This is a genomic window from Chondromyces crocatus, assembly GCF_001189295.1.
GTDB classification, from domain to species: Bacteria; Myxococcota_A; Polyangia; order Polyangiales; family Polyangiaceae; genus Chondromyces; species Chondromyces crocatus.
Map to the genome: position 1 here is coordinate 377,749 of NZ_CP012159.1, position 26,784 is coordinate 404,532.

Here is a 26,784-nt window from a genome sequence, read left to right on the forward strand (position 1 = left end):
CAGACAGGGATCAGAAGGTGATGATCAAGCCGCCACCAGGCGCCAGAGCGACCTGGTCGAGTGAGAGAGCGGCACCGTTCAGCTCACCATCCGCGCGATGGTAGGCCCCGCCAACCTCGACCGCGACGTGCAGATGACGAAAGCCAGCACGCAAGCCGAGGACGAAGCCGAGCTGGAGATGACGCGCGGAAACGTCGATCAGCTCGGGGGTCTGGTTGGGGTCGGTGCCGCTGCCGCGCGAGAGGCTGCCGCGCAGCAGAGAGAACCCGACGCGGGGGCCGAGCCAGAGCGCGTAGACATCACCGGAAGAGCGAAACCCCAGGAGGACGGGGATGTCGAGGCCACCACCGTAGACGCTGCTTCCGTCAGGCGCGTCACCCCCAGGTCGGCGCGCCATGATGGCCGACGCCCCCAGACCGACCGACAGCGCGGGTCCTCCGAGATCGAAGGCGTGGCGGCCATCGAGGCGCACCGTGCGCCCGGTGTAGGTCAGGCCCGCCTCGTTGCTTCCACCGAGCCCGACCCGACCTCCCACCCACGGCGCGATGCCAGAGGCTGCCGTGAGGTGCTCGAAATCGGCGTGATCCGACGCGCCGAGGGCAGGCTCTGCGTCAGGCGCGCCGGGTGTGCCGGAGGTTTCGGAGGCCCCGCGTGGGTCGAGCAGAAAGGTGCCCGACAGACCGCCAGCCACACTGACCTCTCCCTCGGGCAGGACGTGGGCAGGGTGAAGCAAGGGGGCTCCACCGGCGCAACCCGCGGTCGACGCCAGCATGGCCACGGAGAGCAACCGGGCAGCTGGAACCAGCCCCCGGAGCACGTCGCTGGGCTCGAGGCGCAGCACAGAGGAGGATCGCTTCGAGTTCGAGCGAGCGCGGCTCCGATCTGCCCGGCCTGATGCCAGAGCGCGGAGCGCGCGCCAGGGCGAGATCACGTTACTTGCGGAAGCGAGAGGGGAAGTCGTTCGCGGTCGCCTTCTTCTTCAGCTCACCGTCATCGGGGTGCAGCCGCAGGGCGCGCGAGAGGAGCTGCTCCTCGGTCTCCACGGCCTTGGGATCGGGCAGACAGCACTCCACCGGACAGACGGCCTGGCAGGCCTCGTGATCGTAGAAGCCGACACACTCGGTGCACAGCTCGGGATCGATCACGTAGATCTCGTCTCCCTCGCTGATGGCTTCGTTCGGGCACTCCGGCTCGCAGGCTCCGCAGTTGATGCAGTCTTCGGTGATATAGGTCGACATAGGTTCGTCGTTCCTGGTTGAACCGGCTCCCCTCCGGTCTCTGCGTTGTAAGGTCCGCCGAAGGAGCTGTCAATTCGCACGCAGAGACCCACGGAAAGCACCGTGCCAACGACAGAATCCCGAGGGTGGTCCCGGCGCCGGAATGGGGGGACCCCGGGTGAGGTCTGCTTGCGTGCCGGCGCCTGGCCGGGTACGAAGGCAGCCGCTTCATGCCCAGGCTTTCTGCGCTTGCCTCCTTTGCTCTGCTTGCCGTCGCGGCTCTTTCGGGTTGTTCGCCCGAAATCGGGAAAGCGTGCCAGACGTCGATCGATTGCTCTCAGATGGGCGATCGCCTCTGCGACACGTCGCAGCCAGGGGGCTATTGCACGGTGTTCAATTGCGAGCCGGATTCCTGTCCCCAGGACGACGGGGTCTGCGTCGCGTTCTATCCGACGCTCGATGCCGCCTGTGGCGCGACGGACGATGGGCGATGGCCTCGCTTCGAGCGGACCTTCTGCATGAAGGAGTGCGATGACGACGGCGATTGCAGGGACGCGTACGAATGCGTCGCCCCCGCAGCCCGCCAGGCGCTGATCATCGATCAGGAGCCGCTCGCACCCAAGGTCTGCATGGCCCGCTTCGAGCTTCCTCCACCCGTCTGTGTGTGTGGAGACGGGGTGTGCAACCTCGCGTGCAGCGAGGACGAGACGACGTGCCCGGACGACTGTCCAGCGAATGTCTGCCTGCCGAACCAGGAACAGCCGCCGTACACGCCGTACACGCCGCCCACGGAAGGCACCGGCGGCCAGGGCGGCGCGGGCGGTGAAGGCGGCGCGGGCGGTGAAGGCGGTGAGGGCGGGGGTGATCATCAGGGCGGCGGCGGCGCCGGTGGTGTCGGTGGGGCTGGCGGCGAGGGCGGCGCTGGCGGCGCTGGCGGCTGAACGTGCTCGCGCCGACGATGGCCCGGCGGAACCTCGAGGCCGCCATCCGGGACCTCGGCTCGACGCGTCCAACCGTCCGTGCCGAAGCGATCCGTGATCTGGTCCTGCATGCCGATGAGGCGCGGGAACGTGTCCTTGCAGCGCTCGAAGGCGCCTTGCGAAACGACGAGAGTGGCTCGGTCCGCGCCGCCGCCGCGGTCGCGCTGGCCGACATCCAGGCGGTGGAGGCGCTCTCGAACCTGCTGCTCGCCATGGAAGACGACGACCCCTACGTCCGCCAGATGGCGGTGTCGGCCGTCGGGGAGCTCGGCGACTCCAGGGCGACCGCGCGTCTCCTGAGGGCGCTCACCGATCCGCGCCCCGAGATCCGCTTCCAGGCGGTGATCGCATTTCCGCGCATCTCTACGGACACGGCGCAGGCCTTCGAGGTGCTGCTGGAAGCGACACGAGACGAGGATCCGCTCGTCTGCCACATCGCCTTGCGCATGAGCGAGGAGCTGGGTTCCGCCTCGCCATCCTCGGCCTCGGCGTCAGCAGAAAGGTCGAGCCTGGATCGGCGCGATCTCGCGCCTCTCGATCTACCCGATGCGCTGATGGAGCGGACCCGCACGCTCTTGCACCATGCCTCCGGCCGGGTGCGCACCGCGGCAGCGGTCCTGCTCGCCAGGTGTGGCGAGGAGGTGGCCATTCCGGTGCTGGTCGAGGCGGTCGAGGGCAAGCTGGCAGGCGCCGATCGCGAGGACGAAGCGGCAGCCATCGAGCTGTGCGGTGAACTCGAGGTCACGGCTGCCAGGCCCGCGCTGCAGCGTCGCGCGTTCGGGGGTGTGCTCGGCTTCGGTCGTGATGCGCTCTACTGGCACGCGCGCGTCGCGCTCGCGCGCATGGGGGATCCTCGTGCGGAGCAGGAGATCCTGCGGGAGCTGCGCGCGCGGGACCGGGATCGTCGGACACTGGCGGTCGCCGCGGCCGGTCGGGCGCGATTGCGCTCGGCCGAGGCGCTCCTCGTCTCGATGCGAGGAGACGCGGGCGCCGCGGATCCCGATGCCGTGGAGGAGGCCATCGCGGCGCTCGCCCTCGATCGACGCAAGGGTTGAACCCGTCGAGGGCCAGGGGCACGCGAGCGGGGTGGGAGGATTCATGGAGAGCACGAGCCAGCCATGCAGCCGATGAACGACCAGGAACATCGCTTCACGGAGGCCGACCTGGAGCCGAGCCCCGAGGAGCGCCGTGCGGACAAGAAGGCGTTGATCGATCGGGTGGCAGCGACCCTGGGCGTGCTCGCCGCCGGTACGTGGGGGGGAGGGCAACTCGCCCTCGGCGTCTGCGCGGCGCCCATGGTCTTCCGCATGACCCCCGCTCCTTTCTCGGGCGAGGCGATGGGAGCCGCGTTCGCTCGGTTCGATCAGATCGCGCTCGGGGCCGCGGTGGTGCTCCTCGGTGTGGAGGTGGTCAGGACCTGGGCAGGCGGCCACCGGAGCAGAACACGTGCAGCACGCGCCCGCCGCTTCGTCGCCATGCTCCTGGGTGGTACGGCGGCCTTCATGGGCCTGACCCTCACGCCGCGCATCAACGAGCTGCACCAGAGCGGGGCGCGCCGTGGCGAAGGTAGCCAAGGAGCAGAGCTGGAGCGCTTGCACCACCAGGCGGAGCGCGTGGGTCAGCTCGAGCTTCTGCTCACGACGACGGCCATCGCGCTGCACGTCTTCACGCTCGCAGGGCGGCGCGATGAAGAGGACGACGAGGACGAGGCGCTCTCGCCGCTGCCACCAGGGCCGAGGGGAGCAGCGTAGCGCTCACGCCTTCCGCGCCGCGAGGCTTTCGCGCTATGGTCGGCGTCGATGAGCGAGCCTCGAGACACGGGTGCGTTTCTCGCCACGTCCGGCACGCCTGACGGCACAGCGGTGCAGGTCGACGCGACGGCGGCGGTCGATGGAGCCGAGACGGGCAGCAGTACAGCGCCCGATCTCGGCCTGTTCAGCGTGCTGCGCGACGATGGGACGGCCGCGCCCGATCACGGGATGGATCTCGCCCTGGCGATGCGCGCTTACCGGGAGATCAAGAGGCTGCGCCTGCTCGACGCGCGGATGATCTTGCTCCAGCGCCAGGGGCGCGTCGGGTTCTACGGGGCGTGCACGGGGCAGGAGGCCACGCCGATCGCCACCGCGCTTTCGCTCTCGCCGAGTGACTGGGTGTTCCCCGCGCTCCGGGAGAGCGTGATGATGCTCGTGCGCGGCTTCCCCCTCCGGACGTACATCGCACAGGTCTTCGGAAACTCGGGTGACAACCAGAAGGGGCGGCAGCAGCCCTCGCACATGAGTGGCCGAGCGGTGAACCAGGTCTCCTGGTCGAGCTGTATCGGGACCCAGCTGCCGCAAGCGGTCGGAGCGGCGTGGGCCTCGAAGCTCCGCGGCGACGGGGCGGCGGTGATCGGGTTCCTCGGCGACGGGGCGACCAGCGAGCCCGACTTCCACATCGCCCTCAACTTCGCCGGTGTCTACCGGGTCCCTTGCGTGATCATCTGCCAGAACAACCACTGGGCGATCAGCGTGCCCACCTCGCGACAGACGGCGTCGACGACGCTCGCCATCAAGGGGCGCGCCTACGGCGTGCCGTCCATCCGCGTCGACGGCAACGACGTGCTCGCGATCCATCGGGTGGTCACGGACGCGGTGGCGCGCGCGCGCTCGGGAGGGGGGCCCACCTTCATCGAGGCGCTCACGTACCGGATCGGAGCTCATTCGACGAGCGACGACCCGTCCTTGTATCGCTCCCAGGACGAGGTCGAGCGCTGGATGCAGCGCGATCCCCTGGCGAGGCTCCGCAGGTACCTCGTCGCCCAGGGGGTACTGGACGACGCCGCAGACGCGGAGATGGAGAAGGTGCTGAACGGCGAGATTGCTGCGGCCATCACCGAGGTCGAGGCGCTCTCTCCGCCGGAGCGAGACTCGATCTTCGACGATGTCTACGCGGAGCTGCCCTGGCACCTGCGCGAGCAGCGGGAAGAGCTCCGACGCTCTCGGCCTGCGCCCGGCCACGGGCGCAGCTGACGCGGCAGAACTGGAATCCGTCGCGAGCTGAAGCCCACGTCACCATTACGATGTGCTCCCCTCTATGTACGGGCCCCGCGCCGGAGCACTGTTCTCTACATTCAGATCTGGCCTTGGTGCCCCGCCTTGAGTAGATAATGTCACCTGAGCAGCAGGCACTCAACGCACGCCTGGAGAGCCGGGCCCCTTAGCCTGAGGAGACGCGTACGATGAAATTGGAGCGGATGTCGGTTGTACTGCTCGCGGGAAGCGTGTTCGCGGCAGGATTCTGGGGGTGCGGCGGCGGCGACGACGGCAACGGCGGCGGCGGCAACGAGGGTGGTAGTGGAGGCGGCTCCTCGACCACGACCACGCCGTCGACGACGAGCACGATGTCGGGCGGTTCGTCGAGCTTGCTCGGTGCGACGTGCACGACCGACACGGACTGCGGCAGTGAACTCCGCTGCTCGCCGGCAACGGGGAACGACCCCATCTTCGAAGGTGGCCCCAGCAATGGCTACTGCACCAAGGACTGCGCCTCGAACGACGAGTGCCCCGGCGAGGACAACATCTGCCTGACGGGTGGCGCGGGGTCCCAGGGTCAGTGCGTTCTGGGGTGCACGCTCGGTCAGCCGCCCTTCCAGAGCCTCCAGCAGCCGCTCGACTTCGACAAGTGCCAGGGCCGCGGCGATCTGCGCTGTCAGGCGCTCAACCAGGCGGGCACCATCGCGGGCTGCCTGCCCAGCTGCAACAGCAACGCAGATTGCAGCGGGCGCGCCTGCGACAAGCGTTCGACCGTCTGCGTGGACACGCCGAACACGGGCCTCCCCAACGGGACGCAGTGCGACCCCAATGCGGCCGTGGACCCCTGCGAGGCGCTCTGCGTGAACTTCGGTGACGGCCTCGGCATCTGCAGCCAGGCCTGCAGCCTCGGCGGCCCCGACCTCGCGGACTGTGGTGGTCTGCAGAACGGGCTCTGCGCCTACGCCTCCGGCAACGCGCCTGGGCTCAGCGACCTCGGGTTCTGCGCAGCTCCCTGCAGCGCACACACCGACTGCGCCAACCCGCACCTGTTCTGCACCTCGGTCGGCCAGAACCTCGGCTTCTGCTTCGGCGCCGGTGAATGCCCCAACGGTCAGGGCGACTGTGAGGCCGGCGAGACCTGCCACCAGACGTCGGGAGGCCCGTTCTGCCTCGACAACACCTACCCCTGGAATGACGGCGGGACGGGTGGCGGCGGTGCTGGCGCAGGTGGCGATGGTGGCGCTGGTGGTGCTGGTGGCGCCGGTGGCGCCGGTGGCGACGGCGGCAACTGAGCTGTTCGCATGATCCGTCGCTGAGCTGACTCGGTGACGCGACGCACGCCGAAGGCGCCTTCACGGCGCTTTCGGCATTTTTGTCGGTGGGGTGTTTGCGTTCGCGGCCAGGTCGTGTAAGTCCGGCTCGCGCCGGGTGCCTTGGTGTGGCCTCGGCTTGTCCTGCCGGGCTCCCCTCCCCACGTTCTGGTGGACGTGCTGTAGGGGACTCGTACCGAGCAACCCCCGGCAAGCGTCATCGAGCGGAGATCAGGATGAAGACCTACGACGCCATCGTCATCGGCGCGGGCCCTGGCGGCTACCCCTGCGCGATCCGCCTCGCCCAGCTCAAGCAGAAAACCCTCTGCATCGAGAAGGAGTCGCCCGGCGGGGTGTGCCTCAACTGGGGATGTATCCCCTCCAAAGCACTCATCGGAGCGGCGCATCTCTACCACAAGGCCAAGGATGCCGATTCGATGGGCATCCGCGTGGGCAGCGTCGAGGTCGATCCCGAGAAGCTCCAGGACTGGAAGGAAGGGATCGTCAAGCGCCTCACCGGCGGGGTCCGTGGCCTGCTGAAGGGGAACGGCGCCGACCTGATGATGGGCAGCGCCCGGATCACCGGCCCGCGCCAGGTGGAAGTCACCCAGGCGGATGGGACCGTGGAGACGATCGAGGCAACCAAGGGAATCGTCATCGCCACGGGGTCGAACACGATCGAGCTGCCGTCCTTCAAGTTCGATGGCAAGCAGATCATCGGCGCGAAGGAGGCGGTGAGCCTGCGCGAGATCCCGAAGCGGCTGCTCGTGATCGGCGGCGGGATCATCGGGCTGGAGCTCGGCATGGTCTACCAGAGCTTCGGCTCCGAGCTGACCGTGGTCGAGGCCCTGCCGGATCTGCTCACCGGGATCGATCCCGAGTGCACCAAGATCGTCGAGCGCCGCCTCCTCAAGCGAGGGGCGACCATCCACAAGAACGCCAAGGCCTCGGGCTACGAGCGCCTGGCCGACGGCTCGATCTCGGTGAAGATCGATCAAGATGGCAAGCAGATCACGGCGAACGTCGATGTGGTGCTCGTCGCCATCGGCATGAGGCCGAACTCCCGCGAGCTCGGGCTCGAGCAGGTGGGCGTGAAGGTCGATCAGCGCGGCTTCGTCCCGGCGGACAAGTTCTGTCGGACCAACGTGCCGTCGATCTATGCGGTCGGCGACGTGAGCGGCGTCCCGATGCTGGCCCACAAGGCCACGAAGGAGGGTGAGATCGCCGCCGAGGTCATCGCCGGGCACAAGGCGGAGAAGGACTGGGTGGCCATCCCCAGCGCCGTCTTCACCGACCCCGAGATCGCCACGGTCGGCCTGAGCGAAGCCGAAGCGAAGGAGAAGGGGATCGAGATCCTCGTCGGGAAGTTCCCCTTCTCGGCCCTCGGCAAGGCGATGGCGATGAACGAGACCGAAGGCTTCGTGAAGATCATCGCCGACAAGACGACCAAGCAGGTGCTCGGCGTCCACATGGTGGGCCCCGAGGTCAGCGCGATGATCAGCGAGGCCGCGCTCGCGCTGGAGATGGCGGCGTTCCTCGAAGATGTGTCGCTGACCGTGCACCCGCACCCGACGCTGGGCGAGGCCTTCATGGAAGCCGCCGCCCACGCGATGGGCTCTGCCATCCACATCCTCAACCGCTGAGCTACGAGCGGCGCCGAGCGGCCTTCGGGGGCTCGGCGCTGCGGCGCTCGAAGCACGCATCGGGCACGTTGCGTGCGTCACGCACGAGCCGCGTTGCGTCGACGAAGGCGGCGGTGACCGGGTCGTGGTAGCCGCTCGCCCCCGAGAGGCCCTCCAGCTGGCCCTGGTAGTGCCGCACGATGCGGCCCATCAGCACCTCACGAAGGTACTTTCCCACCATGGAGGCCAGCGCCACGCAGAGATCGCTGGCGTCGCCATCACGGACGAAGGCGATCTCTCCCAGCTCCGGGAAGTGGTACGCGCTCCGAGCGCGGGTCTCCTCCACGACGGAGTGAAGGCGCCCTCCCAGCGGGCCGAAGACGCTCGAGTACTTCCCGAAGCCGCCCACTTTGCCGCATACGGCGGCGACCTCGGCCCCTGCGAGGTCACGCAGCTCGAGTACCAGGCGTTCCATCGCGTGAAGGTCGAGCAGGAAGCGGTTCTTTCCGGCCATCGCGCCGTCGTTCAGGCGGCGGGTACAGAGGATGATGGAGCGGACTGCGACGAACTCGATGCCCTGCGCGGCGAGCCGATCGAGGTCCTCATGAAGCGCCTGCGTGAGGCCGCTTTCGGTCTCGAAGGCCTCTTCGCAGCTCGACCAGCATTGCGATGTCACATGCTCGGGACAGGGGGCTTGCAGGGTCTCGTGGTCATCGAGCGAGAGGGCGTGGATGAGCGCGTCCGGAGAGCTGGCGTCCCTGGTGCGGCCCGCGCCACGCTCCACCAGGGCGCGTGCCCAGGCTTCACCGAGCCCGACGTCTCCGTACGCCATGAACTGCTTGGAATCTCCGAGACGCTGCGCAAGCGCACCACGTGGAGCGCTGCTGGCAACCGACCAGCCGTCCCCATGAACTTTCGCCAGCACCGCAGTGACGATCATCGGCCCCAGCCGTGGGCCGAGGCCGTTCTCGTCCGCTCCCACACGGAAACGGATGGCTGAAGTCGCCGTCGGCATGAGGACCTCTTGCCATACCTCTCGCGGCCTGTTCCAGCGAAACCCCAGCGACGCCGAGCGCGCAGCCCGCGGGGAACCACCGTTACGAGCACACCGTCTTTCGTTCCGGCCCCCACGGTCGAACGTGTCCATGCTCCACGTCCAGTCTTGGTTGGTCCCCGAAGCAGATCGTGCTGTTGTGGGGAGAGCATCGAGCAAGTCGGACAGAGGGGGTCATCGTGACGTCGTGGATCCGGTGGCGAGCCAAGGCAGTGCCTTCCTGCCTCCTGACAGCGCTGGCGGGCTGCACAGTCCTGGCGAGCTGTTCGCCTCCCGTGTTGACCCGCGACGGGAAACTGGTGTTCGCCGAGGGAGGCGCCCGCGGAGCCTCGGTGCTCACCGCGAACGGTGTCGAGTTCCTCGATACGACGGAGACACCGGCGCCCATCCTGCGCCGCAGCGCCGACGAGCCCTGGCAGCCCGCCACCGGCTTCTTGTTGCCGCGCAGTGGCGTCTGGCGCGCGACCTCTCGTCCCGTCGCCATGAGCGGTCCTGGGGTGGCCATGGTGCTCCGCACCAGTGATCACCTGGTGCCTTCCTGGGGTGGCGAGATCTTGATGCGGATCGACACGTTCGTTCCCACCAAGGCATTTCCGGAGGTGGCGACGCGCCCACCACGGTTCCTCGCCGTGGTCATCGACGGACGCAGCCCGAACACCACGGCGCTCGCCGAGGTGGCCCTGGACAATCTCGGGCACCAGGACCGGGTCATGATCATCGACACCACGCCGGTCCGTATCGTGCTCCCTGCGCTGCCTGGGTCTCACCGGACGCTGCTCGGCGCTGCGACCGAGCGCGTGGTGTCGCGGGGATGGCAGAGCAGCGCCAGCTTCGTGCAGTCGTCCGGCAAGCCTGCCCCCCGAGGGAGCCGCGCGCCGGCGCGGGACCTGGCGAAGGCGCTCTCTCTGGCTCGCGCGCAGCTCCGTCAGGGCGCAGGTGCTCCGCAGGCGCACCTCGAACGGCAGATCTTGCTCCTCACCGACGGCGCCGACACGTCACGGGTGCCTTCCTCGGTGGAGCGCGAGGTGGAGTCCTTGCGTGCGGCCGACATCCGTCTGATCACCGTCGGCGTCCAGGATCAGCAGGACCCTCTGGCGCTGCAGTCCCTGGGTGACGAGGTGTACGCCGGAGGGTCCTTCGAGGATCGCGAAGAGGCCCTCGCCGAAGCCATTCCTCCTCCCGGTGAGGTCGTGCTCAAGGACGTCGAGCTCACCCTGTCTTCCGCCCCAGCGCCATTGCGCGTCCTGGAGATGTCGGGCGGCGCGAACGCGCTCTCGCCCGAGGTGGATCGCATCTTCTTCGGTGAGCTCTATGCGGGCGAAGCGCGCACCGAGGTCGCGAGGCTCGTCGTCCCCGTCTGGGTCCCCGGTGAGCCCCTGGAGATTCGCGTGACGGCCACCTACCGCGATGTGGCGACCGGCGAGCAGCGCACGTCGCACAGCACGGTGCATTGTCGCTACTCCGCCGATGTGGAGCGTATCGCCAACGCCCGCCACGGTGACGTGATCGCCTATGCGTCCGCCCTCGCCATGGTGCGACGGCTCCACCGCGCCTTCCTGGGGAGCCGGGTCGATCAGGTAGGGGGCCTGCGGCCTCTGGTCACCTGGCAGGCGAATACACTCGCGTCACTCGCCAAGACGCAGCGTGATCCCGCCATCGGTGCTCAAGCGGAGATCCTGCGAGCGCTCCTCGACTCGATCGAGGAGTGAAGCCGCGAGGGCAACGACGAGCGCGCGCGCTTGGCACGATCAGACGTCGAACGCCCTTCGAATCGCTTCGGCGACGCCACCGCCGAGATCGCCGTGGGCACCGAGGGTGTCCGTGGCAGCGCGCTTCACCGGCTCGGGCGCTTGCATCATCGCAAACGAACGTCCTGCGGTCTGGAACATAGGCACATCATTGATCCAGTCCCCGACCACGACGACCTCGTCGACCGAGCAGCCGTAATAAGCGGCCATCCACGTCACCGCCGTCCCTTTGGTCGATCCCGCTGCGCGCACCACCATTCCATAGGTGCTCTGCGCACGGCTCACAGGGAACGACGCGACGAAGGCCCGCTCATCGAGTTCGGCGCGAATCTCTGCCTCTGCGTCGCGGATCTGCGCCTCCGAGCCCACGGCGACCAAGGCCATGACCCCCGCCTCGTGCTCCCACGAGGGGTGTGAACTCACGCGCTCGACGCACTGGAGAGAGGGTGACCACGTCTTGACGTAGGGAGCGAAGGGTTCCCCGACCGCGTCGTAGACGATGGCGTCCTCGGCGAAGAGGAAACAAGCAGGCTGATGACGGGAGACGACGCGCTTCAAGGTGCTGGCCGCAGCCCCGGAGAGCGTCCTCACGTGATGGTGCTTGCTGCCCTCCGCGTCCACGATATGGCTGCCGTCGACACAGGCGAGTGGGCCGGTGACCCCGATCGAGCGCGCGACATGCCGCGTGCCGGAGTAGAGCCTGCCGGTGGCGATCGTGACCGGAACGCCCGTGGCCTTCAGGCGCTGAATGGCACGCTGATCGTCTTCGTGGATGGTTCCATCACGACGAACCAGGGTGCCATCCACATCGAGGGCGAGAAGCTTGTATGCCATCGGCCGTTCACTCCCAGAGTGCGTCGAGGTGAGCGCAGGCTCGAGCTCCGTGCATTCAACGGTCTCTCGACCCCCAAATGACTTCGGGGGTGCTGCTGGAACCAGCAACACCCCCGGAGTGCTTCCGAAGCGTTCGCTCAGGAAGGCAGCGGATAGACCGATACCTGCTTCTTGGTATTGGACTTCCACTCATACTTCACGATGCCATCGATCAGCGCGAACAGGGTGAAGTCACGCCCGGTTCCCACGTTGCGGCCGGCGTGAAGGGAGGAGCCAACCTGGCGAACCAGGATGTTCCCAGCACGAACTTCCTGCCCTGCGTAGATCTTCACGCCGCGCTTCTGCGAATTCGAGTCGCGGCCGTTTCTCGAGGAACCGCCGCCTTTTTTGTGAGCCATTGCTCTCTCCTGCTTCTAGCTACCCGGTGATCCCGGTGATCTTGAGCTCGGTGAACGGCTGACGGTGACCGGTCTTCCGCCGGTAGTTCTTCCGCCGCTTGAACTTGAAGATCACGATCTTCTTGCCGCGATCTTGGCTGGTAATCTCGGCCGATACGGAGGCGCCGCTCACGAGAGGCAGGCCGATCTTGGGGGTGTCGCCACCGACGAGGAGGACCTCGCCGAAAGTCACCTTGTCGCCCGCGTTGCCGGGGAGCTTCTCGACCCGGAGTTTCTGTCCTTCGGCGACCCGGTATTGCTTGCCGCCCGTCCTGATGACCGCGTACATGGCTTCGCTTCCTGACGCATGATCGCGGCGGCGTCCGCAGCGTCATGACTCTATGAAGATGGTTCGGTGAGAGGGGGTTGTGGCGGGCTGCCAACGCACCCGAGCCATCACCCCGGAAACAGGGGAAGCGGAGTATACGGACCTGACCCTCGTTGGCAAGACTCCGCAAGCGCCGATCGCGCCTATTGCGGCGACCAAGCCTGGCAGGACACCCAGCTCATGCATGCCCGCAGACACGAAATACCCAGGCAGTCACCCATCCGCCCGAAGTAGCATGGTCTGGGGGGGAGTGTTCGGACTCCGACGCTCACCACTTACCACAGTGCTTCCGGAGGCACCATGTCGCTTCGGGTCTCCTGGTCTCGATGGCTCTGGCTCACGTTTGCGACATCTGTCGCCCTCCCCTGGATCGGCTGCGGGTCTGAAGACAGCCCCTCCACCTCGACCACGATGAGCACAGGGACCACGATCCCTGGCCCCACCTCGGGACCAGGGGGTGGGGGTGGACTCGGCGGGAGCGGTGGGCTCGGTGGAAACGGCGCAGGGGGGAATGAAGGCGGATCCGGCGGGACAGGTGGCAGCATCACCTGCGGTGCCGGGGAAAAAGACTGCGGCGGCCAGTGCGTGAGCGCCGACGATCCGCAGTATGGGTGTACCGCGGCCGCCTGTGAGCCCTGCGCGCTGGACAATGCCGGGGCGCTCTGCTCCGGCGGCGAGTGTCAAATTGCAGCCTGCGATCCTGGCTTCGAGAACTGCGACGGCGATCACGGCACCGGGTGCGAGGTCAATACACGCACCGATACCGATCATTGCGGCGCGTGCGGAGCCCAGTGCGTCGTCCCTCATGCCGAGCCCGTCTGCACCGACGGCGCCTGCGGCATCGGGGCCTGCACGGCGCCCTACGAGGACTGTGATGCCTCGTCACAGAATGGCTGCGAGGCCTGGGTCTCGGCGGATCCTCAGCACTGCGCCGGCTGCAACATGCCCTGCGCTCCAGGAGAGCAGTGTCAGAGCGGGGTCTGCGGTGTGTACTGCCCGTCGGATCTCGCCAACTGCGACAACGATGCAGAGAACGGCTGCGAGACCTCGCTCGGGACGCTGGACGACTGCGGCTTCTGTGGCGATGCCTGCGATCTGCCGCACGCCACGGCGGCGTGTACGGCAGGGTCGTGCCAGATCGACACCTGTGACGCCGGCCATGCCGACTGCGACGGCGTGGCAGAGAACGGCTGCGAGGCCTCGCTCGACAGCTCGGCGCTGGATTGCGGGACCTGCGGCACCATCTGTCCCGGCGGGCCCCACTCGACGGCAGTGTGTACGCAGGGTGCGTGCGGCATCGTCTGTGACGGGGGATTCGAGAACTGCGACGGCCTGGCTTCGAATGGCTGCGAGAGCGCCGTCACGACGGACGTGCAGAACTGCGGTGGCTGCGGGGTCATCTGCCCCGCTCCCAATGGCACAGCGACCTGTTCTGCGGGTCAGTGCGGCGTGGCCTCCTGCGCGGCGGGCTATGCCGACTGTAACCAGCTCCCACTGGATGGATGCGAGGTCGACACCTCCACGAGCGTCGGCCACTGCGGTTCGTGCGGCAACGCTTGCCCTGTCGTTGCCAATGGCGCTGCCCAGTGCAGCGGTGGCAGCTGTGGGACGGTCTGCAATCCCGGCTTCGCAAGCTGCAACGGCACGCTCGACGATGGCTGCGAGGTGAACCTGCAGGGCGACACGGCGAACTGCGGCGCGTGCGGCACGGTCTGCAGCTTCCCCAACGCGACGGCGACGTGCAACGCGGGAGCCTGTTCGCTGGGAGCGTGCCTACCCGGCTTCGCAGACTGCAATGGCGTGCTCGCCGATGGGTGCGAGACCCACATCGACACGAGCCTGAATCACTGCGGCGGCTGTGGTCTCAACTGCCTCGTGGCCAATGGAACGCCCACCTGCGTGGGCGGCTCCTGCCAGGTGGGCGCTTGTAACCCCGGCGCAGGCGACTGCAACCAGGATCCGTCCGACGGTTGCGAGGTCAACATCTCCGGCAATGCCAGCCACTGCGGCGCCTGTGGAACCCCCTGCGTCGTCGCCAACGGCACGCCGCTCTGCTCCAACGGCAGCTGTCAGGTGGGAAGCTGCGCGGCGGGGTGGGCCAACTGCGACGGGGTTCACGCCAATGGGTGCGAGATCCAGACCTCGACCAACGCCAGCAACTGCGGCGCCTGCGGCAACACCTGCGCTACCGCCAACGGCACCCCGGCGTGTGTGAACAGCAGCTGCCAGGTCGGCTCGTGCAACAGCGGCTTCGGCAACTGTGACGGGAATGCCGCCAACGGCTGCGAGACCAACCTCCAGAACAACATCGGAAACTGCGGCGCCTGCGGCAACACCTGCTCGACGGCCAACGGCACCCCGACCTGCGCCGGGGGCTCCTGCGCGATCGGGACCTGCAACAGCGGCTTCGGCAACTGTGACGGGAACACCGCGAACGGCTGCGAGACCAACCTTCAGAACAGCGTCGGGAACTGCGGTGCCTGCGGCAATGCCTGCTCGACGGCCAATGGCACCCCGGCCTGCTCTGCGGGCTCCTGCGGGATCGGAGCCTGCAACAGCGGTTTCGGCAACTGTGACGGGAATGCCGCCAACGGCTGCGAGACCAACCTCCAGAACAGCGTCGGCCACTGCGGCGCCTGCGGCACCGTGTGCTCCGTGGCGAACGGCACCCCCAGCTGCACGGGCGGGGCTTGCTCCATCTCCTCCTGCAACAGCGGCTGGGGGAACTGCGACGGCAGCACGGCCAACGGCTGCGAGACCAACCTCCAGAACAGCGTCGGCCACTGCGGCGCCTGCGGCACCGTGTGCTCCGTGGCGAACGGCACCCCCAGCTGCGCTGGTGGCTCCTGCGCGATCGCTTCGTGCAACAGCGGCTGGGCAGACTGCGACGGGAACCCGAGCAATGGCTGCGAGACCAACCTCCTCTCGAACGTCGGCAGCTGTGGCGCCTGCGGAAACGCCTGCACCGCGGCCAACGGGGTGGCGAGCTGCGCCGGAGGGGCCTGCGGTGTCGCCGCGTGCAACCCCGGATGGGGCAACTGCGACGGGAACCCGAGCAATGGCTGCGAGACCAACCTTCTCTCCAGCGCCAACCACTGTGGAACTTGCGGTGTCGCTTGCGTGATGCCCAACGCCGTCGGTGCCTGCGCCGCCGGGGGCTGTGTCATCGCGGCCTGCAACCCAGGCTATGCCGACTGCGACGGCCTCGTCGCGAACGGCTGCGAGGTGAACATTCAGTCGAGCGCCAACCACTGCGGCGCGTGCGGGAACACCTGCTCTGCCGCCAATGGGACGGCTGCCTGTCTCTCCGGGACGTGCGTCGTGGCGAGCTGCGACCCTGGCTGGGGGAACTGCGACGGCGATGTCGCCAATGGCTGCGAGACCAACCTTCAGAGCAGCACCGGGCACTGCGGGACCTGTGGCAACACCTGCAACCCGGCGAACGGAACGGGCGCTTGCTCGGCCGGTTCCTGCACCGTCGCCAGCTGCAACGCAGGGTTCCAGAACTGCGACGGCAACGTCGCCAATGGCTGCGAGGTCAACACCAACACCGACGCTGCCAACTGCGGCGGCTGCGGAAACGCCTGCGGATCCGTCTGCACCAGCAACGTCAGCAGCACGACCTGCTCTGCCGGCGCTTGCAGCATCACGGGCTGCAGTGGCAGCTACCACAACGTCGATGGTGTCTGCACGAACGGCTGCGAGTGCCTGTCGTCGAACGTGAGCTCGAGCTGCAATCTGCCGGCGAGCCTCGGAACGATCGCCCTGGGAGGGCAGACGGCGACGACGGCCAACCTGGTGCCCACAGGGAAGGAGAACTGGTACACCGTCACCTTCACGGGCAACACCAACACCACCTACCACCCGCATGTCCGCTTCACCGCGAACCCGGGGAATGCCTTCCGGTTCGACATCCGCTCGAACTGCGCTGGCGGTGCTCTGCCGTGCGGTGTCGAGGGGGGCCAGAGCAACGGCCTGACGGAGTGGGAGGTCTTCAGAACCGCGGGCACGTACCAGCCCGTCCCTGCCGTCGGCACCAATGGCACCGTCTTGATCCGCGTCTACCGCGTCGCTGGCGCGCCCGTGAACTGCAACAACTTCACGCTGGCCATCAGCAACTGACGTCCACAAACGGCGCAGAGCGCTGCCTCGAGCAACGCTCTGCGGATCCCACCGACTGCGTCTTCACGCTGGCCATCCGCAACTGGCGCCCACAAACGGCGCAGAGCGCTGCCTCGAGCAACGCTCGCGTCGTCTACCGCGTCGTCTCGATGGCCCTCAGCAACATCACGCTGGCCATCGACAACGGGCGCCCACAAACGGCGCAGAGCGCTGCCTGAGGCAACGCTCGCGTCGTTTCTCGATGGGTCAGGCTAGCGGGAGGCTGTACGACGACCGATCTGCGCAGACCGGTCGAAGCGCGTAGCGAGAATCGCTACCAGCTCCCGTGAGACCCATGGCTGCCATGCGACCCATGGCTGCCATGCGACCCATGGCTGCCATGCGACCCATGGCTACAGTGCTGTGCGGGGATCACCCCGCCTTCGCTCTCACCGGGGAAGCCCATCTTCTCTGCATCCTCGGTGGCCTTCTCGGCCATGTCTGCTTCGACTCGCGACAACATCCCGCCGGGCTTTGCCGAGAAGCTCGGTAGCTTGCCGTTCTCGCCATTCTTCGCCATCTCGCGCCTCCCAGTCTGCGCTGCGCGCTCACTCCAGTCCTACCTACGACGCCGCGGGGGTGTGCAGAAAGTGTGACCGTTCTCTCACCGTCGTCCAACGTCGAAGAATTTCGACTGTCTGTGCATCGTTCGCCCGCAGTTTTTCGAAAAGGTAGTCCTGAATCCTCTTGTGCACCGAGCAGAGCGTACTCTCCCGCATCCGCCCGAAGATTGTCCCCTGGGTCCGGTAGCTGTGCTCCGGCTGGATCCCGCAGTACGGGGCATAGGTGCAATTCACGCAATCCGGCTGCACCTCACGGATGGACGACATGACCAGCGCCCTCACCGTCTCGTGCTTCATGAGCCCGCGATAGCTCGCGGTGCGCACGTCGCCGATGAGGAAAGCGTCATCCCCCGTCTCGTGGAGCATGCGCCCTTCATCGCTGGAGAAGATCTTCCCATCATAATTGTACGCGAGTGCCCCGATACCCGAGCCGCTCGGCGAGCGGATGTCGAGAAAATTCGGGTCGTCGTCGCCGAGGATCTTGGTCAGAAAGATGGCGGCGTACCGCTCCAGGACCTGCACGCCTTTGCGGTTGAGATCCAGGATGTGCTCCACGGCCGCTCGATAGAAGTCGTGGAAGGCCGTCCGATCATACTCGACGATCTGTGCCGTTCGCCCTGCAAAACCGAACGGATCCACCGGGCGCAGGAAGATGGCTCGGCAGCCGAGGTTCACGTAAGCGTCCACGATCTCACGAGGATATTTCAGCGCTTCACGCGTCGTCGTGAGCAACGCTTCGACGTGATAGAGCGTGGGATCGAGACCGAGATCGACATAGCGCTTGTTGATGCGCTCGATCCACCGGATCGCTTCGCGGTGCGAGCTGCCGCCCGCAAGGATGCGCTGCTTGTTGTGGAGCGCCTCCGGGCCATCGATGCTGGTGCAGATCTGAACGCGCTTCTCCGTGAGGTAGGAGAGTTTCTCCTCGTCCATCAGCGCGAGGTTCGACACCATGGTGAACCCCAGGTCCTTGCCGTAGGCCCGGTTTCTCGCGAGCGCGTACTCGATCACGTGGCGCATCACAGGGAAGTTCACCAGCGGCTCACCTCCCTGGAACTCGATGGTCACGCCCGGCGAGGTCGACTGCAGCGCCAGGTCGACGCATCGCTCTCCGATCTCGGGCGTCATGTCGGTATGCACCGCCTCCATGTTTGCCCGGCTCGCATGGCAATACACGCAGGTCTCGTTGCATCGGAGCGTCACGACCAGGATGTGCAGGTTGGGCCCGTAGTCGAGAAAGCGTCGCTTCTGTCGCACACGCTTGCTCACCGCCTCGATATCGAGCCTCGAGCGCAGGAAGTTCCTCCCGGCGAGCTGTTCTTGCAGGTCGACCGGGATCTCTCCACGCATCATTGCGGTCAGCTGGGGCCGCGCCACGAAGACCCAGTCGCCCCACTCATTGGTGAGCAGCACATCGTCCCCGATGGGCCTCAAGCGAACCGGGACCAGATCGGAGGGAGCTTGGGGCCGCGCTCCGTTCAGCGCGAGATCGAAGGTCATGCTGGCTCTCCCGAACTGGCAGCGGCCAGCACGTCCTCTGGCAACCGGCTGCGCTCGATGGTCTTCCCGAGCGCATAGTTCGACAGCTCGGCCGCGAGCGTCACCTCGTCGATTCCTTCGGCCAGCGCATGGGGTGAAGCCGAAATCTTCACCACCCAGGTTTCATGCTCGCGTGCGAGCTCGGCATCCAGAAAGTCTGCGTACACGCGCACCGCCTCGTCGACAGCGAACCCGTCGTACAGGTCCTCATGGAAGCGCAGTTCGGTCACGTCGTCTCCCTGCCGCCGTCTGCGGCAGTGGAAGGAGTCGCCGCCTGGGTCGAGCCGGCCGTGTCCGCGCTGGGCTCCGCCGCCTCGCCCGGCTTGGCCTTCTTCTTTCCGTACTTGTCTTCCCAGCTCATGGCGATACCGAGCGGATCGTCGAAGGCCGTGTCGTCGCCGATGTCCATCGCGAGCAGCTCGTCGAGGCCCGGTGGTCCTGCGGCTCCGCCCAGCGCGCGCGCGGTGATCGTCTCGATCAACTGGCGGTTCTGGGACGCGATCTCCTGACGCCACGCCTGCGCGAGCAGCTCGTTCTGGAGTTCGCCAGCGAGCGCGTCCGTCAGCTCGGGCGTGCCTCGCTTTGCCCGCAAGGTGACCTTGATCCGCCCCTCGCCCACCCGATCCAGGTGCACGTAGCAGCGGTCGATGAACACGTACGCGGCCCCGTAGATCACGTCCTTCGGGTAGAGCTGCTCATCGAATTCGATCTCGACGACATGCGGTGTGGCGGACACGGAAAGCTGGCCTGACGGCTCCGTACGCGCTGGCGTCTCCCTGGTACTGCTCATGAACGGGATCTCACCCTCAGTTGGTGTTGGTCGCAGTTACGGTGTAGTTGGTGCAAGTCGGCTGGGACCCGTTGGCGCGGTAGACACGTACGCGCACCGTCGAAGCCCGCGGCGTGCTGTCATTGCAGCAGTTCGGCCCCGCCGAATAGAGGTTGTAGTTCTGCTCCCATGTCGACACGTTGATCCCGTTCTCGTTGTTGGCGCCGCCGAACGTCGAGCATCCAGCAGCCGTGCCCGCGCAGTTCACCATCACATCCATGCGGTACTGGCCACCGCCCGAGTCGGTGAGCTGTACCTTCGGGCGGTAGGGTTGACCGACACCCGGGACGCTGAAGTTGAAGGTGACCCAGTCGCTGCCAGCAGCGGTCTCCACCTTCCCCGTCATGGTCACCGTGCCACCGGAAGGAACGGACAGCGATCCTGCCACGCCACAGCTCGTCGCCCACGAGTCGGTGACGCATTCGCACCCATCCCCGGCAGCGCCGTTGATGTTGGCATAGCCCCCATTGCAGGTCGTGATCTGGCACGTCCCGGTGTTGCAGGCCCACGCTTGCACGTTCGCGGCGCCCGGGTGCTGCGAAGCACAGGCATTGGTCGGGTTCATCTCGTCGACCTGCCCGTTGCAGTCATTGTCGAGGTTGTCGCAGATTTCTGCCTGCGACCCGGGTGTCACGACCGGGTTGCAGGTGAGCGCCCCGCCCGAGCACAGGGTGCGCCCCGCAGCACACACACCGGGAGCACCACTCTGACAAGGGTTGTTGTTGAGCAGGACCGGATCGTCGATCGTTCCATTGCAGTCGTCGTCCAGACCATTGCACGACTCCTGAATGGTGCCGGGCAAGGGTCCGCTGCACGTGAGCTGGAACGGCGCGGAAGAGGGACAGACATAGGTCCCGAACTGGCAGATGCCCAGGTAGCCCGGCCGCGTGCAGGTCTGCCCCACCTGAGGGATGCCCTCGTCGATCATGCCGTCGCAATCGTCATCGAGCCCGTTGCAGGCTTCCGGGAGCTGGCCTGGAGCGACGACCGGAGCGCAGATCACCCCGTTCACGCCGCTGCAGCTCGTGACGCCGCTCGCACATAGACCCATCAGGCCCGTCTGGCACTGCGTCCCGCCTCCGGGGTTTCCCTCATCGACGTTGCCATCGCAGTTGTTGTCGAGACCATCGCAGGTTTCTGGCTGCGGCGACGAGGCGACACACTGCACCTGACCGTTCACGCACTGCTGCGTGCCATGCGCGCACTCGCCGAGCGCTGCGGCCTGGCACGAGGCGCCACCACCCGGGTTGCCCTCATCGGTCTGGCCATTGCAGTTGTCATCGAGGCCGTTGCACAGCTCGGGCAGCTGCCCTGGCGAGGTGACCACCTCGCACTGCGTGCCGTTGGCTCCGTCGCACACGGTGACACCCGTGGCACAGACGCCCGGTAGCCCCGTGGCGCAGGGCAAGCCATCGGTGCCTTCATCGACATCGCCATCACAGTCGTTGTCGATGCCATCGCAGATCTCGGGCATTGGCGTGCAGCCTCCCCCCGCACCGCCGATCCCGGTCGCTCCCCCTTCTCCCCCGGCGCCACCGAGCCCTCCGAAGCCTCCCTGTCCCCCACCGCCTCCCGTGGCGCTGGAGGTCGTCGTGGTCGAGGTGGCGTCCCCGCCAGCCCCGCCGGTCCCTGTCCCCGTCCCCGTCCCGGTGCTCGTCGGCGTGGTCACCGTGTCGCTCTCCGCGCAGGCCATGAGGCTGGCCCCGCTAAGAAAGCACGTGATCGCAACCACCGCGAGAGGACGGGGGTGACCTTGGCGCGTGATGACGTGGCGTCCGCGATTCATCTCCTCACCTCGTCGTCAGACTTCTCCCGCGAGTACGCGGCGGATGATGGGCTCTTTGGGTACGAACACGGGGGCGAGCTCGTCGAGATCGTACCAGTCTCCCAGCTCGAAGAGCCCCCCACAGATCTCGTTGAGGCTGCAGTGCCGACACGCCTCCGCCTTCGGGTGACGGAAATCCGTCTGGCGTACGGTGCCCTTGTCGTCGAGGAAGTGAACGATCCGCTCCTCCCCTTTGATGATCTTGCGGGTCTCCGTCGAGCAATGGGCGAACTCGACCATGAAGCACAGCGGGACCCGCTCCACGCGGAAGGTGCGCCCGGCCTGCGCGAGAAACCGCATGGCGCCAGCCAGCGACACCTCGAAATCTCGAAGCCTGTGTGCCGTGTCGCGGTTGGTTTCCGCCCGGCCCATGGAAGGATCGAGGTTGTTCCACACGAAGTGACGGATGAAGGGGAAGCGCTCCACGAAGTAGCGGACGGTCTCGTCGAGGTGGTCGCAGTTGAACGAGTTGATGACGGTGTTGATGTTGACCGTCACGCCCGCGCCGCCCGACGCACGCTCGGCCGTGTCGATCGCCTGGAGGTTCGTCAATGCGCGCAAGGCCAGCTCGAACGAGCCCTTCACACCCGTGAGGAAGTCCTCCACGTCGGCGCGGCAGGAGTGGATCGACACGTGGTAATGCCGCAATCCGGCCTCGACGAACCGCTGCGCCGTCTCTGGATCCGCGATCTTGGAGCCATTGGTGATCATCCGGACATGCAGCCCCCGCTCCACCGCGTAGCGGGTGATGTCCGGGACCAGCGGTGATAGCGACGGCTCACCGCCCGTCAGAATGATTCCGAAATAGCCACGCTTGACGAAATCGTCGATCTCGCGCTGTGCGGTCACCAGATCGAGAACGTAAGGTGTTTCCGGGTTGGAGCAGAAGCGGCAGTACTGATTGCAGTGCCGAACGAGCTGCATGTAGCCGATGTTCGCCATCAGCCTGCTCCCTTCTCCCGCGGCTGCTCGTCGTTGAAGAGACCAGGGAGAATCCCTCGGAGCTCGGTCCCCGTGCGCCGCTCCCGCGTGCGCACCTCGGCTCGAGCAGGCGCGGGCCTGCCCAGCATGGGAAGACTGACCCGCCCTTCGCTGCGCTCCACCTCCGCTTTGGCTCGACGAGGCTCGCCATCAGCGGTCTCTTCCTCGGCCTGCCCCAGCCCTGCAAACCAGCCTGCCACATCAGGGCCGCTGTCCCGCGCTCCGACGCGCCACTGCAGCCCCATCGCGACGGCCTCTCGCATGGCACGCGCCAGGTGGGGTGAGACCAGCTCCGGGGCAGCAATCACCCGGTCCGCGACGCGCGCCGCGTTGCCGAGAGGGACGGCAGGAGAAAACTGGAGCGCGCGCGCGCCGAGCGTACCGACCAGGCGAGTGATCTCGACGAGATGCCGAAAATTGGAGCGCGTGACCACCGTCGTCGCAGAGAACTCGATGCCTTCGAGCTGCGCGTGCTTCAGCCCCTTCACAGTCTGCCCGAAGCTCCCCGGCGTGGCGGTGTGATAGTCGTGCATCGGCGCGGTGGAGCCGTGCACCGACACTTCCAGCCTGAGCCGCTTCGATGCCGCTCGTAGCGCGGCGGCATAGCCGCGGTACGCGAGCCGCCGACCGTTGGTCTGCACCACGATTTGCGCGGCCCCCCGCGCCTCAGCCGCCCGGATCCAATCAGGGAGCCGCTCGTCGAGCGTCGGCTCTCCTCCCACGAGGGCCACCGTGCTGCCTGCACGGAGTGCAGCGAAACGATGCGCCATGTCCTCGTCTTCGTCCCTCGGCGCCTCTGCGGGCCGCGCACGGAGCGCTCCCTGCGCGCAGAACACGCACGCGTTGTTACACGCGAAGCCGAGGTCGACGACGAACATCAGCTGTGTTCATGCGCTGCAGCGCGCATCATCGCGTCATGGTGCAGCTCGAGCCGCTCCACGTAGGTGAGGAAGCCTTCCAGCTCGGCCTCCCCTTCGTTCGCCCCGAGCACTTGCGCCAGCGCCATCGCGGCCAGACCTTGTTCCTCGCAGGTGGGCAACCAGCCGTCACCGCCGTTGCACACGTAGATCGCGAATCGCTCGGTGAACCCAGGCGGATGCGGCGTTCTCGGCGCATGGCTCCTGGCGAGGACCTCCAGACAGAATGGGCGGCCGTCCGCTCCTGCCACGGTGACGGTGATCGCTCCACGCCGCAGGGGCTCCATGCGCACGACGGTCCACCGACCGAACTGGGATCCTTCAGAGAGGGGAGACAACAGAGCCCGCACCCGCCCCATCTCCCCTTCCGGCGGCGGCACTTCCGAAGTGGCCATGGCAGGCCGGGCCAGCAACGTCACGGCCGCGCTGCTGCCCAGCACACCCACCACAAAGCGACGCGACACCGTCCTCCAGGACATACCCGAGCCCTCCTACCACTTGCCCCGTTAGCAGGATCGGCGGAATACGGGTTCACGTCAACTTGACTGGAGGCCAACCCGTCCAGTCCCATCGGCGCTCACCCAACGCGCCGCGTCAGCAGCGAGCGCGGCGCGTTGGGTGAGCGCCGACGATGCGGCCGCCTCAGGCAGTTCGTCGAGCTCCCTCGACTCCTGTGAGACCGTCGTCGTTGCAAAGCCTCAGGTCATCGGAGTGGGCACGGACACCAGATTCTGTGACGAACGTCTCTCACGCCCTTCTCCGGCATCCCAGCTCACGCCTTGGTGAAAGAAAAGCGCCCTTCCTTGACGTCCACCTGGACCACCTGCCCTGGCTTGTACCCGCCTGCCAGCAGCTCCTCCGCGAGCGGGTTTTGAAGCTCGCGCGTGATGGCCCGCTTCAAAGGCCGAGCCCCCAGGCTCGGGTCGTAGCCGAGGTCCACGAGGCGCCCCTTCGCTCCATCGGAGAGGGACAGCTTGATCTCCTTGTCCGTGAGGAGATGCTCCAGCCGACGAAGCTGGATGTCCACGATCCCACGCAGGTCTTCCTTGCTGAGGGCCTTGAAGACCACGATGTCGTCGATCCGATTCAGAAACTCCGGGCGGAAGAACTCGCGCAGCTCTTCGAGCAGCACGTCCCGGATCGCCTCACGCCCGTCCTCGGAGTCCCAGAGACGTCCATCGGTCTCGAGGATCCGCTTCGAGCCGATGTTCGAGGTCATGATCACGACCGTATTCGAGAAATCAGCTGTCCGACCGCGGCCATCCGTCAGCCGTCCATCGTCCAGGATCTGGAGCAGCAGATTGAACACGTCGGCGTGCGCCTTCTCGACCTCGTCGAACAGCAGAACGCTGTAGGGTCTGCGACGCGCTGCCTCGGTCAGAAAGCCCCCTTGCTCGCTGTCAGCATACCCCGGCGGTGCACCAATGAGACGCTGGGCCATGTGACGCTCCATGAACTCGCTCATGTCGAGCCTCGTCATGGCCTGCTCGTCGTCGAACAGAAACTCGGCGAGCGCCTTGGCCAGCTCGGTCTTCCCCACGCCACTCGGACCGAGGAAGAGGAACGAGCCAATCGGTTTCCCAGGATCGCGCAGCCCGACCCGGCCTCGACGGACCGCACGGGAAATCGCGCGCCCCGCTTCGTCCTGCCCGACCACGCGCTGGGCGAGCCGCTCCTCCATCTTGAGCAGCTTCTCGGCCTCTCCCTCCAGCATCTTCGCGACCGGGATGCCGGTCCAATCATTCAGCGTCGCGGCAACGTCTGCCTCCTCCACCGTATTCGATGAGGCGGCCACCCCCTCGCGCTGCGCTGCCTCTTCGGCCGCGTTGAGCCGTCTCGAGATCTCGGGAATCGTGACGTGCTCGAGCTCCCCGATGCGGGCGAAGACACGGTCTCGCTGGGCGATCTTCAGCGCGGCTTGAGCGTCGGCGAGTTCCTTTCGAATCGCCTGGATGGCGGCGACGACTCCCTGACGCGAGGCGACCCGCGTGCGCATCTCCTGCGCCCGCGGCTCGATCTCCGCGAGCTCCTTCTCCAGACGACCCCGCGTCTGCACACTGAGGCGATCTTCGTCGTCGGCGAGGGCCGCGATCTGAGCACGCAGTGAGTCCGCACGACGGCTCAGGAGATCGAGATCAGCCGGGATACCATCCACCTCGACCCGCTTCCTTGCCGACGTCTCATCGAGGAGATCCACGGCCGTGTCGGGCAGGGCGCGATCCGAGATGTATCGCTTCGCCAGCACCACCGCAGCGGCGATCGCACTCTCTCCGACGCGAACCCGATGATGTTCCTCGTACTTCGTGGTGATGCCGCGCAGGATCTCCGTCGCCTGCGCGATCCCCGGCGCTTCCAGCGTGACGGTCGAGAATCGCCGGAGGATGGACGAATCCCGCTCGTTGATCTTGCGAATCCCCTCCGGCGTGCTCGTCGCGATGATCCGGATCTCACCGCGCGACAGGAGCGGCTTCAACAGCTCCCCCACGCCTGCACCCGTCACGCCCTGACCGAAGAGGGCGTCGAAGTCCTCGACGACCAGAATGCTCTCGGCCGTGGGGTCGGCGCGCAGCTTGTCGACCAGCACCTTGAGGCGCTGCTCGATCTCTCCCCGCAGCTTCGCGCCCGCGACGAGCGCGCCCGTGTCCAGCTCGTACAGATGCGCTCCCGCGAGATTCGACGGGACGTCGCCACGCGCGATCCGCTCTGCCAGCCCCCGGATGAGCGCCGACTTGCCCACCCCGGCCTCACCGATGATGAAGGGATGGTTCTTGTTCCGGCGCTCCAGGATCTGGAGCAGGCGTCGGGCCTCGAGGTCTCGCCCGATGACCGGATCGAATTTCCCCTGCCGCCCATCCGCCACGAGATCACGGACGTACAGAGATGCCTGCCCCGGCTCTCCAGAGGGAGCAGGCCCAGCCGAACTCTCCCGCGCAGCCGCTTCGAGGACGGAGACATGCGGTCGGAAAGCGCCCGGACCGATACCGAACGAGGAGAGAATCTCACCTGCCGGGCCCCTGATTTCCTGCGCCAGTGCGTGCAGCAGGTGCTCGACGCCCACACTGGGCGCCTTGTCACGGGTCGACTCACGCTCGGCGCGCCCCAGCAGATCGAGGAGGCGCGGGCTGACGTACGCGACCGCTCCTGGCGACTTGGGCAGCTTCCGGAGCGCGGCGTCGGCGAGCTGGAGCGTCTCGTTGGGGTCGGCTCCAGCCCGCCGGAAGACCTCCCCTACCCCCCGATCGCGCTCCAGAAGCCGGTACAGCAGGTGAAGCGTGGTGACCTCTTGATGCTGGCGCTCATCCGCCACCTGCTGCGCGCCAGCGACCACCTGCCGCGCGTCCTGCGTGTACCGCTCGAGGTGAATCGTTCCCTCTGTATCCGCCATGGCGGGAGCCTAGCGCAATCAGCCTCTTGCGGGCTTGCATCTG

23 protein-coding genes are annotated in these 26,784 nt (G+C 67.0%); 8 read left to right on the top strand and 15 right to left on the bottom strand.

Annotated features, from left to right (window positions below):
• Positions 1–10: 10 nt before the first annotated feature.
• Both CMC5_RS01365 and CMC5_RS01370 read right to left on the bottom strand, forming a co-directional pair.
• Positions 11–841, bottom strand: a complete 831-nt coding sequence (locus CMC5_RS01365; protein ID WP_245678216.1) for a hypothetical protein — start codon at positions 839–841, stop codon at positions 11–13.
• 91 nt (positions 842–932) lie between these two features.
• The gene (locus CMC5_RS01370; protein ID WP_050428724.1) at positions 933–1,238 is read right to left on the bottom strand and encodes a YfhL family 4Fe-4S dicluster ferredoxin; all 306 of its coding nucleotides are present in this window, start codon (positions 1,236–1,238) and stop codon (positions 933–935) included.
• Positions 1,239–1,558: 320 nt separating this feature from the next.
• Between CMC5_RS01370 and CMC5_RS46345 the strand changes: the two genes are divergently transcribed.
• The 6 genes from CMC5_RS46345 (at position 1,559) to lpdA (ending at position 8,161) form a co-directional block, all read left to right on the top strand.
• Positions 1,559–2,158 (top strand): hypothetical protein, encoded by a 600-nt coding sequence (locus tag CMC5_RS46345; RefSeq protein WP_063796193.1) that lies wholly within the window; start codon positions 1,559–1,561, stop codon positions 2,156–2,158.
• A gap of 17 nt (positions 2,159–2,175) precedes the next feature.
• Complete coding sequence (locus CMC5_RS01380) at positions 2,176–3,252, top strand: HEAT repeat domain-containing protein (RefSeq protein ID WP_050435635.1); 1,077 nt, start codon at positions 2,176–2,178, stop codon at positions 3,250–3,252.
• 63 nt (positions 3,253–3,315) lie between these two features.
• Positions 3,316–3,948: a DUF4149 domain-containing protein gene (locus tag CMC5_RS01385; RefSeq protein WP_245678217.1), complete on the top strand. Its 633-nt coding sequence runs from the start codon at positions 3,316–3,318 to the stop codon at positions 3,946–3,948.
• A 48-nt stretch (positions 3,949–3,996) separates the two neighbouring features.
• The gene (locus CMC5_RS01390; RefSeq protein ID WP_245678218.1) at positions 3,997–5,205 is read left to right on the top strand and encodes a thiamine pyrophosphate-dependent dehydrogenase E1 component subunit alpha; all 1,209 of its coding nucleotides are present in this window, start codon (positions 3,997–3,999) and stop codon (positions 5,203–5,205) included.
• Between the two features lie 224 nt (positions 5,206–5,429).
• Positions 5,430–6,500 carry a hypothetical protein gene (locus tag CMC5_RS43855; RefSeq protein ID WP_050428725.1) on the top strand — a complete coding sequence of 357 codons (1,071 nt, stop codon included), beginning with the start codon at positions 5,430–5,432 and terminating at the stop codon, positions 6,498–6,500.
• Positions 6,501–6,754: 254 nt separating this feature from the next.
• Positions 6,755–8,161: a dihydrolipoyl dehydrogenase gene (lpdA, locus tag CMC5_RS01400; RefSeq protein ID WP_050428726.1), complete on the top strand. Its 1,407-nt coding sequence runs from the start codon at positions 6,755–6,757 to the stop codon at positions 8,159–8,161.
• Between the two features lies 1 nt (position 8,162).
• On the opposite strand, the gene CMC5_RS01405 is transcribed toward lpdA, so the two are convergent.
• On the bottom strand, positions 8,163–9,155 hold the full coding sequence (locus CMC5_RS01405) for a hypothetical protein (protein WP_050428727.1): 993 nt from the start codon (positions 9,153–9,155) through the stop codon (positions 8,163–8,165).
• Positions 9,156–9,469: 314 nt separating this feature from the next.
• Here CMC5_RS01405 and CMC5_RS01410 point away from each other — a divergent pair, with 314 nt between their 5' ends.
• Positions 9,470–10,903 carry a vWA domain-containing protein gene (locus CMC5_RS01410; protein ID WP_050428728.1) on the top strand — a complete coding sequence of 478 codons (1,434 nt, stop codon included), beginning with the start codon at positions 9,470–9,472 and terminating at the stop codon, positions 10,901–10,903.
• A 39-nt stretch (positions 10,904–10,942) separates the two neighbouring features.
• Here CMC5_RS01410 and CMC5_RS01415 read toward each other — a convergent pair whose 3' ends face one another.
• The 3 genes from CMC5_RS01415 to rplU all read right to left on the bottom strand — a co-directional run bounded on the left by CMC5_RS01415 (position 10,943) and on the right by rplU (position 12,502).
• Positions 10,943–11,776 (bottom strand): HAD family hydrolase, encoded by an 834-nt coding sequence (locus CMC5_RS01415; RefSeq protein WP_050428729.1) that lies wholly within the window; start codon positions 11,774–11,776, stop codon positions 10,943–10,945.
• 137 nt (positions 11,777–11,913) lie between these two features.
• Entirely contained in the window at positions 11,914–12,174 is a 261-nt protein-coding gene (gene rpmA / locus CMC5_RS01420) for a 50S ribosomal protein L27 (RefSeq protein ID WP_050428730.1), read from the bottom strand.
• Positions 12,175–12,193: 19 nt separating this feature from the next.
• A complete protein-coding gene (gene rplU / locus CMC5_RS01425) occupies positions 12,194–12,502 on the bottom strand; it encodes a 50S ribosomal protein L21 (RefSeq protein WP_050428731.1) in 309 nt (102 codons plus the stop codon).
• A 450-nt stretch (positions 12,503–12,952) separates the two neighbouring features.
• On the opposite strand from rplU, the gene CMC5_RS01430 reads away from it, so the two are divergent.
• Entirely contained in the window at positions 12,953–16,663 is a 3,711-nt protein-coding gene (locus tag CMC5_RS01430) for a hypothetical protein (protein ID WP_156338033.1), read from the top strand.
• 313 nt (positions 16,664–16,976) lie between these two features.
• On the opposite strand, the gene hxsA4 is transcribed toward CMC5_RS01430, so the two are convergent.
• The 9 genes from hxsA4 to CMC5_RS01475 all read right to left on the bottom strand — a co-directional run bounded on the left by hxsA4 (position 16,977) and on the right by CMC5_RS01475 (position 26,741).
• Positions 16,977–17,222 (bottom strand): His-Xaa-Ser repeat protein HxsA4, encoded by a 246-nt coding sequence (hxsA4, locus tag CMC5_RS49080; protein ID WP_050428733.1) that lies wholly within the window; start codon positions 17,220–17,222, stop codon positions 16,977–16,979.
• Positions 17,223–17,265: 43 nt separating this feature from the next.
• Positions 17,266–18,765 (bottom strand): His-Xaa-Ser system radical SAM maturase HxsB, encoded by a 1,500-nt coding sequence (gene hxsB / locus CMC5_RS01440; protein ID WP_050428734.1) that lies wholly within the window; start codon positions 18,763–18,765, stop codon positions 17,266–17,268.
• Positions 18,762–19,034 (bottom strand): HxsD-like protein, encoded by a 273-nt coding sequence (locus CMC5_RS01445; protein ID WP_050428735.1) that lies wholly within the window; start codon positions 19,032–19,034, stop codon positions 18,762–18,764. Before CMC5_RS01445 ends, hxsB begins: the two co-directional genes overlap by 4 nt.
• Positions 19,031–19,594, bottom strand: a complete 564-nt coding sequence (gene hxsD, locus CMC5_RS01450) for a His-Xaa-Ser system protein HxsD (RefSeq protein ID WP_082362150.1) — start codon at positions 19,592–19,594, stop codon at positions 19,031–19,033. The genes CMC5_RS01445 and hxsD overlap by 4 nt, the downstream gene beginning before the upstream one ends.
• Before the next feature lie 16 nt (positions 19,595–19,610).
• Positions 19,611–21,326 carry a MopE-related protein gene (locus CMC5_RS01455; protein WP_169796425.1) on the bottom strand — a complete coding sequence of 572 codons (1,716 nt, stop codon included), beginning with the start codon at positions 21,324–21,326 and terminating at the stop codon, positions 19,611–19,613.
• Between the two features lie 108 nt (positions 21,327–21,434).
• The gene (locus tag CMC5_RS01460; protein ID WP_050428738.1) at positions 21,435–22,400 is read right to left on the bottom strand and encodes a radical SAM protein; all 966 of its coding nucleotides are present in this window, start codon (positions 22,398–22,400) and stop codon (positions 21,435–21,437) included.
• Positions 22,400–23,317 carry a radical SAM protein gene (locus tag CMC5_RS01465; protein WP_050428739.1) on the bottom strand — a complete coding sequence of 306 codons (918 nt, stop codon included), beginning with the start codon at positions 23,315–23,317 and terminating at the stop codon, positions 22,400–22,402. The genes CMC5_RS01460 and CMC5_RS01465 overlap by 1 nt, the downstream gene beginning before the upstream one ends.
• Positions 23,317–23,835 (bottom strand): hypothetical protein, encoded by a 519-nt coding sequence (locus tag CMC5_RS01470; RefSeq protein WP_050428740.1) that lies wholly within the window; start codon positions 23,833–23,835, stop codon positions 23,317–23,319. The genes CMC5_RS01465 and CMC5_RS01470 overlap by 1 nt, the downstream gene beginning before the upstream one ends.
• A 293-nt stretch (positions 23,836–24,128) precedes the next feature.
• Positions 24,129–26,741: an ATP-dependent Clp protease ATP-binding subunit gene (locus CMC5_RS01475; RefSeq protein ID WP_082362151.1), complete on the bottom strand. Its 2,613-nt coding sequence runs from the start codon at positions 26,739–26,741 to the stop codon at positions 24,129–24,131.
• Positions 26,742–26,784 lie beyond the last annotated feature (43 nt).

Coding starts and splice junctions, on each gene's coding strand:
- CMC5_RS01370 (WP_050428724.1), bottom strand. CDS start 1,238: ATGTCGACCTATATCACCGAAGACTGCATCAACTGCGGAGCCTGCGAG.
- CMC5_RS46345 (WP_063796193.1), top strand. CDS start 1,559: ATGGGCGATCGCCTCTGCGACACGTCGCAGCCAGGGGGCTATTGCACG.
- CMC5_RS01380 (WP_050435635.1), top strand. CDS start 2,176: ATGGCCCGGCGGAACCTCGAGGCCGCCATCCGGGACCTCGGCTCGACG.
- CMC5_RS01385 (WP_245678217.1), top strand. CDS start 3,316: ATGCAGCCGATGAACGACCAGGAACATCGCTTCACGGAGGCCGACCTG.
- CMC5_RS01390 (WP_245678218.1), top strand. CDS start 3,997: ATGAGCGAGCCTCGAGACACGGGTGCGTTTCTCGCCACGTCCGGCACG.
- CMC5_RS43855 (WP_050428725.1), top strand. CDS start 5,430: ATGTCGGTTGTACTGCTCGCGGGAAGCGTGTTCGCGGCAGGATTCTGG.
- lpdA (WP_050428726.1), top strand. CDS start 6,755: ATGAAGACCTACGACGCCATCGTCATCGGCGCGGGCCCTGGCGGCTAC.
- CMC5_RS01405 (WP_050428727.1), bottom strand. CDS start 9,155: ATGCCGACGGCGACTTCAGCCATCCGTTTCCGTGTGGGAGCGGACGAG.
- CMC5_RS01415 (WP_050428729.1), bottom strand. CDS start 11,776: ATGGCATACAAGCTTCTCGCCCTCGATGTGGATGGCACCCTGGTTCGT.
- rpmA (WP_050428730.1), bottom strand. CDS start 12,174: ATGGCTCACAAAAAAGGCGGCGGTTCCTCGAGAAACGGCCGCGACTCG.
- rplU (WP_050428731.1), bottom strand. CDS start 12,502: ATGTACGCGGTCATCAGGACGGGCGGCAAGCAATACCGGGTCGCCGAA.
- CMC5_RS01430 (WP_156338033.1), top strand. CDS start 12,953: ATGAGCACAGGGACCACGATCCCTGGCCCCACCTCGGGACCAGGGGGT.
- hxsA4 (WP_050428733.1), bottom strand. CDS start 17,222: ATGGCGAAGAATGGCGAGAACGGCAAGCTACCGAGCTTCTCGGCAAAG.
- hxsB (WP_050428734.1), bottom strand. CDS start 18,765: ATGACCTTCGATCTCGCGCTGAACGGAGCGCGGCCCCAAGCTCCCTCC.
- hxsD (WP_082362150.1), bottom strand. CDS start 19,594: ATGAGCAGTACCAGGGAGACGCCAGCGCGTACGGAGCCGTCAGGCCAG.
- CMC5_RS01455 (WP_169796425.1), bottom strand. CDS start 21,326: ATGGCCTGCGCGGAGAGCGACACGGTGACCACGCCGACGAGCACCGGG.
- CMC5_RS01460 (WP_050428738.1), bottom strand. CDS start 22,400: ATGGCGAACATCGGCTACATGCAGCTCGTTCGGCACTGCAATCAGTAC.
- CMC5_RS01465 (WP_050428739.1), bottom strand. CDS start 23,317: ATGTTCGTCGTCGACCTCGGCTTCGCGTGTAACAACGCGTGCGTGTTC.
- CMC5_RS01470 (WP_050428740.1), bottom strand. CDS start 23,835: ATGTCCTGGAGGACGGTGTCGCGTCGCTTTGTGGTGGGTGTGCTGGGC.
- CMC5_RS01475 (WP_082362151.1), bottom strand. CDS start 26,741: ATGGCGGATACAGAGGGAACGATTCACCTCGAGCGGTACACGCAGGAC.